Genomic DNA, 13,457 nt, shown 5'->3' with positions numbered 1-13,457 from the left:
CAGGCCATGGTGTTCAGAGGGCGGAGCCGCCGGTGGCGTCGACGACGCGTCCGGTCACCCAGCGGGCGTCGTCGGAGGCGAGGAAGGCCACGACGTCCGCGACGTCCTCGGGGGTGCCGACCCGGCCGAGCGCGGAGAGGGACGACGCGTGCTCCCACGCCTCGGCGTTCCCGCGCAGCCACCCGGCGTTGACGTCGGTGTCGATGATCCCGGGCGCGACGGAGTTGACCGTGATCCCGCGCGGGCCGAGCGCCTTGGCGAGGTTGAGGGTGAAGGTGTCCAGGGCGCCCTTGGTCGAGCCGTAGGCGATCGCCTCCGGCATCGCGAGGCGGGCCGCGCCGCTGGAGATGTTCACGATCCGTCCGCCGTCGTTGAGCCGGGGCAGCGCCTGCTGGACGATGAAGAACGGCGCGCGGACGTTCACCGCGAACACCTCGTCGAACTCTTCCTCGGTGAGGCCGGCCAGGTCCGCGCTGCGGCCGATGCCCGCGTTGTTGACCACGATGTCGACGCGGGCGTTGCCGGTCCCCTCGTCGAACGCCTCCCAGAGCGCCGCTGCGTCACCGTGCCGGCCCAGCTCGGCGTGCAGGGCGACCGCGCGCCCGCCGTCCTTCTCGATGGTCCGGACGGTCTCGTCCGCGGCGGCGGCGTCCCGCCCGTAGGTCAGCGCGACGGTGGCCCCGTCGGCCGCCAGCCGCCGCGCGACGGCCCGTCCGATGCCGCGGCTGCCGCCGGTGACCAGCGCGACCTTGCCCGCGAGACGTTCCATGACCCTGCCCCTCACTTGTTGAGTGATTGCTCAAGAAAGAACGTAGCACGGTTTGTTGAGTGCTTGCTCTAGAATTGGGGCATGACCGAGAGCCGCCGGGGGCGTCCCCGCACCTTCGACCGCGACCGGGCGCTCGCCACGGCCGTCGAGATGTTCTGGGAGCGCGGCTACGAGGCCACCTCCGTCGGCGACCTGACGGCGGCCATGGGCATCCGGCCCGCGAGCCTGTACGCCGCCTTCGGCGACAAGAAGGCCCTGTTCAAGGAGGCCGTCGCCGCCTACCAGGCGTCGGAGCCGGCGGGCTTCGCGGGCGCCGCCCTCCGCGAGGAGCGCACCGCCCGGGACGTCTTCGCGCGCGTTCTGCGCGAGGCCACCGAGATCTACACCGACCCGTCCCACCCGGCGGGCTGCCTGATCATGCGCTCGGCCACCAACGTCACCCTCAAGGACGCCGACATCGAGGCGTTCCTGCGCGACATCCGCAACGCCAACGTCGACGCCTTCACCGAACGCTTCGACGAGGCCGTCCGCGCGGGCGAACTCCCCGGTTCCACCGACACCCGGGCGCTCGCCCAGTACATGGCGACCGTCCTCCAGGGCTTCTCCCAGCGGGCCGCCGACGGCGCGACGGCCGCGGACCTGCGGCCGGTGGCCGAACTCGCCCTCGCCGCCTGGCCCGCCGCGACCGCGAGCCCCCGGCCCCCAGCCCCCACGCCGTGATTGACGTCATGGCGACTCCGACCAGCTCGAACGCCTCCGCGGACTGGTCGTCCGCCGAACGGCGGCGTCTCTGAAGGGTGGTGCGGGCGCGGTCTAGGACGCGCCGTCGCCGACGGTCTCGCTGCGGTGCGGCTCGAGGCGTTCGACTGCTTGCTCGCTCCAGGCTCGGATGACGGATGCCTGCTCGGGGGTCAGTGAGTCGAGGAAGTGGCGGCGGATGTTGTCGCCGTGCACGAGGACGGCCTTCCGGGCGGCGCGGCGGCCCTCGTCGGTCAGCCCGATCCCCGCGCGGCGACCGTCGGCCCCGTACCGGGTGCGTTCGACGAAGCCGCGCTTCTCCATCCGCGTCAGCTGATGGGAGACGCGGCTCTTGTCCCAGTCGAGCGACTCGGAGAGCTCTCCGACGCGCATCTCCCGGCCGCCGGCCTGCCACAGCGTCACCAGCACGCTGAACTCGGCCTTCGAGACGTCGCAGTCACGCTGCAGACCACGCTCCAGCTCGCTGGTGAGCAGGCGCTGCGCGCGCATCCAGGTATCCCAGAACTCCCACTCCTGTGGTTCCAGCGATCGAGGCTCCGCCATGTCGCCGAGGATAGCCGCGACCAGTGGAGTTGTCGCATCAACTCCTTCGGGCCTAGAGTTGACGTATCAACTCGCCTGGAGGGAAGCCATGACGCTCCGCATCGCACTCATCCTCGGAAGCACCCGCCCCGGACGCCGCGGCGAACAGATCGCCGCCTGGGCGCTGGAGGCCGCCCGTGCCCACGGCGGCGCCGACTACGAACTCATCGACCTCGCCGACCACGACCTCGGCAACCTCGACGAGCCCGGCAACCCGAACCTCCAGCGGTACCAGCACGACCACACCCGCGCCTGGGGCGAACTCATCGACGGTTTCGACGGCTACGTGTTCCTCGTCCCCGAGTACAACCACTCCTATCCCGGAGCGCTGAAGAACGCCTTGGACTACGTCTACCGGGAATGGAACGACAAGGCCGCCGGGATCATCAGCTACGGCGGCTGGGTCGCCGGGGCCCGGGCCGCCGAGGCGCTGCGGCTCGTCCTCGCCGAACTCCAGGTCGCCACGGTCCGCGCCCAGCCCACCATCGCGACACACCCCTCATTCCACACCGGCGCCTTCGTCCCCCAAGAGGGCCTCGACACCGCCGTGAGCGGCATGCTCGACCAGGTGATCGCCTGGTCCGGCGCCCTGCGGGCGGTGCGCCAGGCCAAGAAGCAGACGTCCACGGCCGCATGAGGCCCAGATCGTGGCCGATCACGCGAGCGGACGCGAGATCACCGCGATGGAACGCACACGGTGCAGGTGGGTGATCAAGCGCGGGCCCACAGGGGTCCTTGCTGTCGCGGATGGCGAGGGTCTGAGGCCGGTTCCCTCGGGGAGGGAACCGGCCGGGGCGGAACCGTCGGTGAAGGCGGGTCAGTCGGTGAAGATGCCGGCGGTGGCGTTGACGAAGGTGCCGGTGATGGCGGCGGCGCCGTCCGAGGCGAGAAACGCGGCGGTGTCGGCGATCTGGGCGAGGGTGGGGGAGCGGCGGAGCAGGCGCATCTCGTCCAGGCGGGTCAGGAGGGCCTGGAAGGCGGCGTCGTCCATGGCCGGGCCGAACCGGGAGAGCTTCTCCGGCGAGAGGGTCTCGGGCAGTCCCGCCGTCCAGATGCCGACGACGCGGACGCCGGAGGGGCCGCACTCCTGCGCGAGGTTGCGGACGAGGGTGTCGAGCGCGGCGTCCGCCGGGCCGGTGCCGCCCATCATCGGGCTGCCCTTCGCCGAGCCGCTGTTCAGCGTGAGGACGACGCCGGAGCCGCGCTCGGACATGTGCCGGGCGGCGGTCCGGGCGGTGATGAAGTTCGCGGTGATCCCGGTCGTGATCGGGCTGACGAAGTCGTCCACGGGCATCTGCGTGAGCGGCATGCCCTGCACGTCGCCGCGCGTGACGAGGTTGAAGGAGACGTCGATGCCGCCGGCGTCGGCGACGTGCCGGGCGTGCTCCTCGACGGCCTTCTCGTCCAGCGCGTCGAGGACGGCGACCTCGGCGCGGCCGCCGGCGGCCGTGATGTCGGCGGCGACGGCGTCGAGGGGCTCGCGGGTCCGGCCGGCGAGGAAGACGGTGGCGCCCCGGCGGGCGAAGGTCCTCGCGACGGCGCCGCCGATCGAGCCGCCGGCGCCGTAGATGATCGCGTTCTTGTTCTCCAGGATCATGTCCGTGTTCCGTTCTGGCGTTGTTGTGGGACGCCTATGGAGACGCGCGCGCCGGGAAAACTAATCGGTCAGCGTCAGCGGCAGCCCGAAGGCGGGGAACAGGTGCGGCTCGAACGAGGTGATCTCGGCGATCAGGCCGTCCTCGATCCGCAGGACGTCCATGACCTGCGCCCGGTAGACGCGGGTGCCGGGCCGCTGCACGTAGCCGCCGAGGGCGAGCTGCCCGTTCGCGCGGGTCGGCAGGTGCCGCCACCGGCCGATGTACACGGGCGACGACGGGTCGAAGGTCTGGGACAGCATGCCGATGATCGCGTCCCGGCCGCCGAACCAGAGCGGGTTCGGGGGCATGGTGATGCGGACGTCCTCGCGCAGCATGGCGGTCATCGCGGCCATGTCGCCGTCGACGGCGGCCTTCGTGTAGCGGTCGATGAGGGCGCGTTCGGCCTTCGACGGGTCGGTGCCGCGCGCCCACGCGTCGCGCCGTTCGGGGAGGCGCTCGCGCAGGGCGGGCCGGGCCCGTTGCAGGGCGCTGTTCACCGAGGCCACGGTCAGGTCGAGGGCCTCGGCGGTGTCGGCGGCGGGCCAGCCGAGCACGTCCCGCATGATCAGGACGGCGCGCTGCCTCGGCGGCAGGTGCTGGACGGCGGCGAGGAACACCAGCTCCAGCGTCTCCGCCGTCTCCGCCGCCGTCTCCGGGTCGTCCGGGAACGGCTGCAACCAGGGCAGGAACGGCGGCGCGGTCACGTCGTTCGGGGGCGGGACGGGGGACGGGACGTACCGCTGCGGGCGGCGCTCGTTGCGGCGCAGGAAGTCCAGGCACGCGTTCGTGGCGATCGTGTAGAGCCAGGTGCGCAGGCTGGAGCGCCCCTCGAACCCGTCGCGGTTCCGCCACGCCTTGAGGAGCGTCTCCTGGACGAGGTCCTCGGAGTCGTCGTAGGAGCCGACCATCCGGTAGCAGTGGACCTGCAGCTCGCGCCGGTGGGGCTCGACCAGCCCGGCGAAATCGATCTCGTCGCCGTCCCGGAGTGGATTCGTCACGTCGTCCGGCGTGACGGAATGCGTCGCGCGGCCGGCGGCCGCCGTCGCGGGACCGGCGGAATCCGTAACGGGGTCCGGTGTGACGGAATCCGTGGCGCCCGGCGCGGCGGACCGGGTCGCGTCGGCCGCCACGCGCGCGATGCCGCGCAGCCGCCCGACGGTCGACGACAGCGCCCGCACCTCGGCGTAGAACGGCTCGGGACGTTCGGGAGCGAGGCTCTTCACGCGCCGCTCGATGTCGGAGATCAGGTCGTGGACGGCGTCGGCGCCGCCGGTCCGCCGCGTCCGGTACGCCTTCTGGCGGCACGCGGCCGAGCAGTACACCGATGCCCGTCCCCGCCGCCCGTCCGGGCGCGGCAGCGCCTTCCCGCACATCCGGCACGCGCTCTCCGTCATGCGTCCAGAGCCTAGGGCACCGACTCGCCCGTCTCCGGAGCGTTCCCGGTCCGGTGCACCAGGAGCAGGGCGACGTCGTCCTCGGCGGGCTCGCGGCCGATGAGCGCCGACATCACGAAGGCCGCGACCTGCTCGGGCCGGCCCGCGTGGACGGCCCGGCACAGCCGCGCGACGCCGTTGTCGACCGAGTCGTCCCGCCGCTCGATGAGCCCGTCGGTGTAGAAGCACAGCAGCGCCCCGGGAGGAACCTCCACCACCTTGGTGTTGCGGGTCGCGTCGTCGCCGAGGCCGATCAGGAGGTCGAACTTCATGTCGACGGCCTCCGCCGGACGGCCCGGCAGGGCGAGGACCGGAGGAGGGTGGCCGGCCGAGGACACCCGGACCCGGTCCAGCGCGGGATCGCACACCGTGTAGAGCACGGTCGCCGTCGCGTCCGGCTCGAAATGCATCATCTTGCGGTTGAGCTTGCCCAGCACCTCGGCGGGGTCGGACGACTCGAGCGCGTACGAGCGCAGCGCGCTGCGCATCCGGCCCATCACGACGGCGGCGGGCAGCCCGTGGCCCGCCACGTCCCCCATGACGATGCCGATCTCGCCGGACGGGAGATCGAAGACGTCGTACCAGTCGCCGCCGACGCTCTCCCTGCCGGGACGGTAGCGGGCGGCCATCTCGACGCCGGGGATCTCCGGAAGCCGGGACGGTATGAGGCTGCGCTGCAGTTCCATGGCGCCGGCGCGTTCGGCCCGGCTCATCAGCGACCGCACCGCCAGGGCGACGCGCGCGGCCGCGAGCTGCAGGAACTCGGTCTCCTCCGCGGTGAACCGGCGCGGCGTCAGGGTCCCGACGTGCATGACCCCGACCAGCCGCCCGCCGCCGATGAGGGGCACGCCGAGCAGGGAGTGCAGGCCGCGCTGGACCAGCAGCGGGTTGAAGATCGTCGCGCTGGGCGCGTCGGGGATGTAGACCGGCTGCCGTTCGGCGGCGACGCGCCCTGCGAAGCCCTCGCCCATGGGGACGTGCACGCCCTGCGTGACCTCCTCCTCGATGCCCTTCGCCACCGTCGCCTCCAGGAACCGCGCGCTCCGGTCCAGGAGCAGGACGACCGCGGTGTCCACGTCCAGGATCTCGCGGACGCGGCCGAGCAGGGTGTCGAGAAACTCGTCGACGTCCATGTGGGCGAACGCCTCGTCGGTGATCGCCTGGATGTTCTCGAGCTTGCGCGTGAGGCCCGCCAGGGCGTCTGCCGGTCTCTCCATCTCGGTCATCGTATGCGTGATATCTGGCGCTTTACCGGGATTGCCGCAGGTTAGGAGATCTCATTGCCTTCCGGGTACGTGCCCGTTCCCGGCGCGTCCTCACCGCAGGCACCCGCGGACGCCGGCGGCGATCTCGAGGTCCTCGCGGGCCGTGACGACGAGCACGCGGACGACGGATTCGGCGGCGGTGACGTCGGCGTCGCCGTGGGCGTCCTCGTTGCGGGCGGGGTCGATGGAGACGCCGAGGAACGCGAGATCCTCGGCCAGGCGGTGCCGGACGAACGAGTCGTGCTCGCCGACGCCGCCGGTGAAGACGAGCGCGTCCAGGCCGCCGAGGGTGGCGGCCATCGCGGCGGCGCAGGCCCGGAGGCGGTGGTGGTAGACGTCGAGGGCGGCCAGCGCGACGGCGTCGCGGGCCTCGGCGAGCGCGCGGATCTCCCGCATGTCGCCCGTCCCGGTGAGGCCGCGCAGCCCGGACCGGCTCTCCAGCGCCTCGCCGATCTCGGACGCCGCGATGCCGTGCTTGATCAGCCACAGCGGGATGCCCGGGTCGATGCTGCCGGCGCGGGCCGCCATGACGAGCCCTTCGAGCGGCGTGAAGCCCATCGTGGTGTCGACGGAGCGGCCGTCGGCGACGGCGGCGAGGGACGCCCCGGACCCCAGGTGGCAGACGACCGTCCGCGAGGGCGTCGAACCGAGCATCTCGCGCGTCCGGCGGACGGCGTAGGAGTACGAGAGCCCGTGGAAGCCGTAGCGGCGCAGCCCGAAGCCCTCGCGCCATTCGGCGGGCAGCGCGTAGGTGGCGGCGGCGTCCGGCAGGGTGGCGTGGAAGGCGGTGTCGAAGCAGGCGACGGCGGGCACGCCGGGCAGCACGCCGGTGATCTCCGACAGCGCGTGCAGCGACGCGGGCTGGTGCAGCGGCGCGAGGTCGGCGAGCGCCTCCAGGCGTTCGGTGACCCGCGCGTCCACGACGACGGGCCCGGTGAAGTCGGTGCCGCCGTGCACGAACCGGACGCCGACCGCGTCCGGCGCCGGCATGTCCGCGACCATCGGGGCGACCTCGTGGCGGGCGCCCGCGTTCTCGGTGACGACGGTGCCGTCCGGGTCGATCATGCTCAGCTTCAGGCTGCTCGACCCCGGGTTCACGGTCAGGATGCGCATCGCGGCCCCCTCGGTACGGCTCTGCTCGGCAAGGCCGGGCTTCAGTAAGGCCAGGTCCAGTCGCGGACCTCGGGCGCGTCCTCGCCGTGCTCGCGCGTGTAGGCGCGCAGGGCGAGGCGCTGGTCGGCCATGCGCTGCCGGATGTGGGCGACGCGGCCGCCGAGGGACGGGACGCGGTCGATGACGTCCATGACCAGGTGGAAGCGGTCCAGGTCGTTCAGCATCACCATGTCGAAGGGCGTCGTCGTGGTGCCCTCCTCCTTGTAGCCGCGGACGTGCAGGTGGGGGTGGCCGCGGCGGCGGTAGGCGAGCCGGTGGATCAGGTACGGGTAGCCGTGGAACGCGAAGATGACCGGCTTGTCGGTGGTGAAGAGCGCGTCGTACTCGCGGTCCGGCAGCCCGTGCGGGTGCTCGGTGTCGGGCTCCAGCCGCATCAGGTCGACGACGTTCACCACCCGGACGCGCAGGTCCGGGAAGTTCTGGCGGAGGAGGTCGACGGCGGCGAGCGTCTCCAGCGTCGGGATGTCGCCCGCGCACGCCATCACGACGTCGGGATCGGCGCCGCCGTCGGTGGACGCCCACTCCCAGATGCCGATGCCGCGCGTGCAGTGCGCGATCGCCTGGTCCATCGGCAGCCAGTTCAGCGAGGGCTGCTTCCCCGCGACGATCACGTTGACGTAGTCCCGGGACCGCAGGCAGTGGTCGCCGACCGACAGCAGCGTGTTGGTGTCCGGCGGCAGGTACACCCGGACGATCTCGGGCTTCTTGTTCATGACCACGTCGAGGAAGCCCGGGTCCTGGTGGGTGAAGCCGTTGTGGTCCTGCCGCCACACGTGCGACGACAGCAGGTAGTTCAGCGACGCGATCGGCCGCCGCCACGGCAGCCGCCGCGTCACCTTCAGCCATTTCGCGTGCTGGTTGAACATCGAGTCGACGATGTGGACGAACGCCTCGTAGCTGTTGAACAGGCCGTGCCGCCCCGTCAGCAGGTAGCCCTCCAGCCAGCCCTGGCACAGGTGCTCGCTGAGCACCTCCATGACCTGCCCGTGCGGGGCGAACAGCCTGCGGAGGGACGGCCCACCGTGCCCCCCGCCCGGCTCCGCCGGAACCTCGTACTCGTCGGTCGGCAGCCGCTCGCCCTCGAACACCCGGTCGGTGGCCTCGAAGACGTCGCCGAGCCGGTTGGAGGCCGTCTCGTCCGCGCCCATGATCCGGAAGTTGGACGGGTTGCCCTTCACCACGTCCCGCAGGAACGTCCCGAACACGCGGGTGGCCTCGGACGTCGCCGTCCCGGGCCGGTCGACCGGGACGGCGTGGTCGCGGAAGTCGGGGAGCGTCAGCGGGCGCAGCAGGAGCCCGCCGTTGGCGTGCGGGTTCGCGCTCATCCGGCGCTCGCCCTCGGGCGCCAGGCCGGTGATCGCGGGGAACGGGCGCCCCTCCTCGTCGAACAGCTCCTCGGGACGGTAGGAGCGCAGCCACTCCTCGAGCTGCGCCAGGTGCCCGGGGTCGTCGCGGACTCCGGCCAGCGGCACCTGGTGGGAGCGCCAGGTGTTCTCGACCGGCAGGCCGTCGACCACCTTCGGCCCCGTCCAGCCCTTCGGCGACCGCAGGACGATCATCGGCCAGCGGCGCCGCGCGGTCTCGCCGCCCTCGCGGGCGGCCCGCTGGATCTCGGCGATCTCGTCCAGGGCGCGCTCCAGCGCGACGGCCATCTTCCGGTGCATCGACTCCGGCTCGTCGCCGCTGACGATGATCGGCCGGTGCCCGTAGCCGTCCATGAGCTGGACGAGCTCCTCCTCGGAGATCCGCGCCAGCACCGACGGGTTCGCGATCTTGTAGCCGTTGAGGTGCAGGATCGGCAGGACGGCCCCGTCGCGCACCGGGTCGACGAACTTGGTGGAGTGCCACGACGCCGCGAGCGGCCCGGTCTCCGCCTCGCCGTCGCCGACGATGCACGCCACGACCAGGTCCGGGTTGTCGAACGCGGCGCCGTACGCGTGCGCGAGGGAGTAGCCGAGCTCGCCGCCCTCGTGGATCGACCCCGGCGTCTCCGGCGCGACGTGGCTCGGGATGCCGCCGGGGAACGAGAACTGCCGGAACAGCCGCTCCATGCCGGGACCGTCCCGCGACACGTCCGGGTACACCTCGCTGTAGGTGCCCTCCAGCCACGCGTTCGCGACCGCCGCCGGCCCGCCGTGGCCCGGCCCCATGATGTAGATCATGTCGAGGTCGCGGACCTTGATGGCCCGGTTCAGGTGCACGTAGCAGAAGTTCAGGCCGGGCGAGGTGCCCCAGTGGCCGAGCAGGCGCGGCTTGATGTGGCGCCGCCGCAGCGGCTCGCGCAGCAGGGGGTTGCCCAGGAGGTAGATCTGCCCGACCGAAAGGTAGTTCGCGGCTCTCCAGTACGCGTCGATCCGCCGGACCTCGTCGTCGGACAGGGGAGTGGACGCGGTGACGGCCTCGGTCATGGCGCGGTCCCTTCGGTGGTCGGCATACGCCCGGGAAGGATCACGTCCCCGCTATCTCCCCCGTCAACCCCGCGCACCGGAACCTCGGCGCGTCCCTCCGGATCCGCCGCGGGGCCCCCGCTCAGCGGACGCGGGGGAGGGTGAAGGGGCAGGGGCCGTCGCCGCGCAGGCCGCCGCCGGGACCCGCCTCGATGAGCTGCGCCTCGCCGAAGTCCTCGTCGTCCGCCGCCGTCCGGACGAGGTGCCCGCGGCCGGGCAGGTCCCGTGCCCAGGCGTCCGGGGCGCCGGCCTGCAGGTCGAGACGGATCGGGGTGTTGCCCTGCGGTTCGTCGAACGGGCCGAGCCCGCCGGCGAGGCGCCAGCGGGGCGCGGCCAGCGCGTCCTCCGGCGGCGCGCCGCGCAGCAGCCGCACGAGGATCTGCAGGCCGGCCTGCGGCTGGATCCCGCCGCCGGCGCAGCCGAGCACCGCGCGGAACGTGCCGCCGGGCCGCGTCGCGACGACCGGGACGAGCGTGTGCGGCGGGCGGCGCCGCGGCCCGTACTCGGCGGCCGAGCCGGGCGCCAGTGTGAACCCGGCGCCCCGGTTGTGGAGGTTGATGCCGGTTCGGGGCTCGAACAGGAGCGAGCCGAGGCCGGTGCCGTTCGACTGCTGCAGCGCGATGGACATGCCCCGGTCGTCCACGGCGCAGACGCAGGCGGCGTCGCCGGACGGGACCGTTCCGCGGCGCCGCCAGTGCCGGGCCGGGTCGATCGCGGCGCGGAGCGCGGCGATGCGGTCCGGGCAGACGAGCGCCTCGGCGTCCTCCCCCTCCTGCCCGTGGTCGCCGGAGGCGGCCAGCACGGACTCGGCGAGCAGGTGCGCCCAGCCGGGGTCGGCGGGATCCGGCAGGTCGAGGCCCGCGGCGACCGCGAGCGCGGCGAGCAGCACGTGGCCCGGCGAGTTCGGCGGGGGCGTCCACACGTCGTGGCCGAACGCGCGGACGCCGAGCGGGCGCGCCCACTCCGCGCAGGGCTCGGCGAGGTCGGACGGCGCGTAGAGGCCCCGTCCCGCCCGGAGCAGGCCGTCGCCGAACTCGCCCTGGTAGAACCCCGCGCGCCCCTCCGCGACGACGGCCCGCAGCGCGCGGGCGATGCCCGGGCGGCGCACCTGCTCGCCGGGGCGGGACGGCCACGCGAGCCCGTCGCCGCCCGGCGCGTCCCGGCAGGCCGCGACGAGGCCGGGCGAGGCGGTGAACCCCCGCTCGGCGTGCAGCACCGCCGACTTCAGCACCTCCGCGAGCGGCGTCCGGCCGTGCCGGGCGTGCAGCGCGAGCCAGCCGTCCACGCAGCCGGGGACGGTCACCGACCGCAGGTCGTGGCGGACCGGCATCCGGCGGCGGCCCTCCGCGCGCAGCGCCGCCGCGTCGGCGCCCGACCCGGCCCGGCCGGAGGCGTTCAGCGCGGCGGGCGGCCCCGGACGGTCGTGGACCAGCGCGAACAGGTCGCCGCCGAGCCCGCAGCGGTGCGGCGCGACCACCGCCAGCACCGCGTTCGCCGCCACCGCCGCGTCGGCCGCCGACCCGCCGGCCCGCAGGATCGCGAGGCCCGCGGAGGACGCGCGGTGGTCGGCGGTGCAGATCATCGCCCGGTCGGCGGTACCGGTGATCTCCTGCTGATCCACCGGCGCGTTCACACTCTGACGGTAGTTGCCGGAGCGGTGGGCCGAAAGGCCCAGATGGCGGGCATTGTCAGCGGATCTGACAGGGCGGCCGGGCCGCAGTGAGGGCGGCGGGCCGCCGGAGGAGGCCACGGCGGCGGGTGCGCGCCTGAAGACCGCGCCGCCGTGGCCCCGTCCCCCCACCCGGCTGTGGAAGGCACCGGCTACAGGGGCGGTGGCCGCCGCGGGCCTCCGCCCCGCCCCCCAGCGAACCGGCGGGAACGCCTCCACAAGGTGCGATGAAGCTTGCCGCGTACCCGCGCGTAGGTTCACCACTCCGCCGGTCCCGTCGTCGAGCGGTCGATCTCCTGCGACGAGCGGGCGGAGCGCTCCGGCCGAAGAGCCGCCGGACGGCCCCCCGCGGCCGGCGGGGTGACCCGTACGGAACGGCGCGCCATGCTAGGCAGACCTTCGGGCCACGGTTCAGGGAGGCCGCATGACCGGATTCTTCGCCGGACGGACGCTCGACGGCGTGCGCCGCGACCTGCGGTCGGGCGCCGCGACGGCCGCCGGCCTGCTCGACCGCGCGCTGGAGTCGATCGACCCGTCCCTCAACGCGTTCGTCACCGTGGACGCGGAGGGCGCGGCCGCCGCCGCCCGCGCCGCCGACGAGGAACGCGCGGCCGGGCGCGACCGCGGCCCGCTGCACGGCGTGCCCGTCGCGATCAAGGACATCATCGACGTGGCCGGACTGCCGACCGGGATGGGCTCGGCGCACTTCGCCGGGCATGTCGCCGACCGCGACGCGGCCTGCGTCGCCCGCCTCCGCGCGGCAGGCGCGGTGATCGTGGGGAAGACCACCACGCACGAGTTCGCCTACGGCGCGAGCGGCGACACCGCCGTGAACGGCCCGTCCCGCAACCCGCACGACCCGTCCCGGATCTCCGGCGGATCCAGCGGCGGCAGCGCGGTCGCGGTCGCCGCGGGCATGGTCCCGCTCGCCCTCGGCACCGACACGGGCGGATCCGTCCGGATCCCCGCGGCGCTCTGCGGCATCGCCGGGTTCAAGCCCGCCTACGGCGCGGTCCCGGTCGAGGGGGTCTTCCCGCTGTCGGTCTCGTTCGACCACGTCGGCGTGCTCGCCGCCACGGCCGCCGGGTGCCGGACGGCCTACCGGGTCCTGACGCGTCAGCCCGAGGACGCCCTGCCCCGGCACGAGGGGCTCCGGGTGGCGTGGATCGAGGGCGCCCCGGTCGCGGACGAGGTGGCGGAGGCCGTGCGCGGCCTGCTCCCCGGCGCGCCCGCCGAACGCGTCGAGCTGCGGGAACTGCGGCGCGTCTTCGCCGCGATCCAGGACAGCGAGGCGTACGAGGTGCACGCCGAACGCGTCGCGGACGCGCCCGAGCTGTACCGGCCCGCCACCCTCGACCGGCTGCGCCGCGCCGGGGAGACGCCCGGCTGGCGGTACGTCCGGGCGTCGCGCGAGCGGGCGCGGTTCAGGGAGGAGGCCGCCGGGCTGCTGCGCCGCCACGACGTGCTCGCGCTGCCGACCGTCCCGATCACGGCGCCGGAGATCGGGCGGGAGGAGTGCGCGCTGGGCCGGGTGCAGCCGACCCTGCTGAGCCTGACGTGCGCGTGGAACGTCCTCGGCCTGCCCGCGCTGAGCGTCCCCGCCGGGACGGTCGGCGGGCTCCCCGTCGGGCTGCAGCTGGTCACGAGCGCGGGCCGGGAGGACCTGCTGTTCGCCCTCGCCGGACGCCTCGCCCCCTGACCGGCGCCCGCCCCAGGGGCAACG

11 protein-coding genes are annotated in these 13,457 nt (G+C 73.8%); 3 read left to right on the top strand and 8 right to left on the bottom strand.

Features of this window, described 5'->3' with window-relative positions; all coding sequences use genetic code 11:
* Positions 1-13: 13 nt before the first annotated feature.
* Positions 14-769: an SDR family NAD(P)-dependent oxidoreductase gene (locus tag J4557_RS10335; RefSeq protein ID WP_208266263.1), complete on the bottom strand. Its 756-nt coding sequence runs from the start codon at positions 767-769 to the stop codon at positions 14-16.
* 81 nt (positions 770-850) lie between these two features.
* Here J4557_RS10335 and J4557_RS10330 point away from each other — a divergent pair, with 81 nt between their 5' ends.
* Positions 851-1,489 (top strand): TetR/AcrR family transcriptional regulator, encoded by a 639-nt coding sequence (locus tag J4557_RS10330; RefSeq protein WP_208266262.1) that lies wholly within the window; start codon positions 851-853, stop codon positions 1,487-1,489.
* 93 nt (positions 1,490-1,582) lie between these two features.
* On the opposite strand, the gene J4557_RS10325 is transcribed toward J4557_RS10330, so the two are convergent.
* Positions 1,583-2,071, bottom strand: a complete 489-nt coding sequence (locus J4557_RS10325) for a MarR family winged helix-turn-helix transcriptional regulator (protein ID WP_243775559.1) — start codon at positions 2,069-2,071, stop codon at positions 1,583-1,585.
* 88 nt (positions 2,072-2,159) lie between these two features.
* Here J4557_RS10325 and J4557_RS10320 point away from each other — a divergent pair, with 88 nt between their 5' ends.
* Positions 2,160-2,747 (top strand): NADPH-dependent FMN reductase, encoded by a 588-nt coding sequence (locus tag J4557_RS10320; protein WP_208266261.1) that lies wholly within the window; start codon positions 2,160-2,162, stop codon positions 2,745-2,747.
* A 180-nt stretch (positions 2,748-2,927) separates the two neighbouring features.
* Here the strand turns inward: J4557_RS10320 and J4557_RS10315 are convergent, their stop codons facing one another.
* From J4557_RS10315 to J4557_RS10290, 6 genes are all read right to left on the bottom strand, one after another.
* Entirely contained in the window at positions 2,928-3,707 is a 780-nt protein-coding gene (locus tag J4557_RS10315; RefSeq protein ID WP_208266260.1) for an SDR family NAD(P)-dependent oxidoreductase, read from the bottom strand.
* Between the two features lie 60 nt (positions 3,708-3,767).
* Positions 3,768-5,141, bottom strand: a complete 1,374-nt coding sequence (locus J4557_RS10310; RefSeq protein ID WP_243775558.1) for a sigma-70 family RNA polymerase sigma factor — start codon at positions 5,139-5,141, stop codon at positions 3,768-3,770.
* Between the two features lie 11 nt (positions 5,142-5,152).
* Positions 5,153-6,397 carry a PP2C family protein-serine/threonine phosphatase gene (locus tag J4557_RS10305; RefSeq protein ID WP_208266259.1) on the bottom strand — a complete coding sequence of 415 codons (1,245 nt, stop codon included), beginning with the start codon at positions 6,395-6,397 and terminating at the stop codon, positions 5,153-5,155.
* 99 nt (positions 6,398-6,496) lie between these two features.
* Positions 6,497-7,558, bottom strand: a complete 1,062-nt coding sequence (locus tag J4557_RS10300; protein WP_208266258.1) for an acetate/propionate family kinase — start codon at positions 7,556-7,558, stop codon at positions 6,497-6,499.
* Between the two features lie 41 nt (positions 7,559-7,599).
* Entirely contained in the window at positions 7,600-10,026 is a 2,427-nt protein-coding gene (locus tag J4557_RS10295) for a phosphoketolase family protein (RefSeq protein ID WP_208266257.1), read from the bottom strand.
* 121 nt (positions 10,027-10,147) lie between these two features.
* Positions 10,148-11,698 (bottom strand): gamma-glutamyltransferase, encoded by a 1,551-nt coding sequence (locus tag J4557_RS10290; protein WP_307799612.1) that lies wholly within the window; start codon positions 11,696-11,698, stop codon positions 10,148-10,150.
* Positions 11,699-12,158: 460 nt separating this feature from the next.
* On the opposite strand from J4557_RS10290, the gene J4557_RS10285 reads away from it, so the two are divergent.
* Positions 12,159-13,433: an amidase gene (locus tag J4557_RS10285; protein WP_208266256.1), complete on the top strand. Its 1,275-nt coding sequence runs from the start codon at positions 12,159-12,161 to the stop codon at positions 13,431-13,433.
* Positions 13,434-13,457: the final 24 nt, after the last annotated feature.

The sequence above is a fragment of the Actinomadura nitritigenes genome (assembly GCF_017573545.1).
Taxonomy (GTDB): Bacteria; Actinomycetota; Actinomycetes; order Streptosporangiales; family Streptosporangiaceae; genus Spirillospora; species Spirillospora nitritigenes.
Note: the sequence above shows the minus strand (reverse complement) of the source record. Positions and strands in the feature narration are given on the sequence as shown.

What these genes read in the sequence shown, in the direction of transcription:
- J4557_RS10320 (WP_208266261.1), top strand. Translation starts at nt 2,160, where the DNA reads ATGACGCTCCGCATCGCACTCATCCTCGGAAGCACCCGCCCCGGACGC.
- J4557_RS10310 (WP_243775558.1), bottom strand. Translation starts at nt 5,141, where the DNA reads ATGACGGAGAGCGCGTGCCGGATGTGCGGGAAGGCGCTGCCGCGCCCG.
- J4557_RS10315 (WP_208266260.1), bottom strand. Translation starts at nt 3,707, where the DNA reads ATGATCCTGGAGAACAAGAACGCGATCATCTACGGCGCCGGCGGCTCG.
- J4557_RS10335 (WP_208266263.1), bottom strand. Translation starts at nt 769, where the DNA reads ATGGAACGTCTCGCGGGCAAGGTCGCGCTGGTCACCGGCGGCAGCCGC.
- J4557_RS10300 (WP_208266258.1), bottom strand. Translation starts at nt 7,558, where the DNA reads ATGCGCATCCTGACCGTGAACCCGGGGTCGAGCAGCCTGAAGCTGAGC.
- J4557_RS10330 (WP_208266262.1), top strand. Translation starts at nt 851, where the DNA reads ATGACCGAGAGCCGCCGGGGGCGTCCCCGCACCTTCGACCGCGACCGG.
- J4557_RS10325 (WP_243775559.1), bottom strand. Translation starts at nt 2,071, where the DNA reads ATGGCGGAGCCTCGATCGCTGGAACCACAGGAGTGGGAGTTCTGGGAT.
- J4557_RS10295 (WP_208266257.1), bottom strand. Translation starts at nt 10,026, where the DNA reads ATGACCGAGGCCGTCACCGCGTCCACTCCCCTGTCCGACGACGAGGTC.
- J4557_RS10305 (WP_208266259.1), bottom strand. Translation starts at nt 6,397, where the DNA reads ATGGAGAGACCGGCAGACGCCCTGGCGGGCCTCACGCGCAAGCTCGAG.
- J4557_RS10285 (WP_208266256.1), top strand. Translation starts at nt 12,159, where the DNA reads ATGACCGGATTCTTCGCCGGACGGACGCTCGACGGCGTGCGCCGCGAC.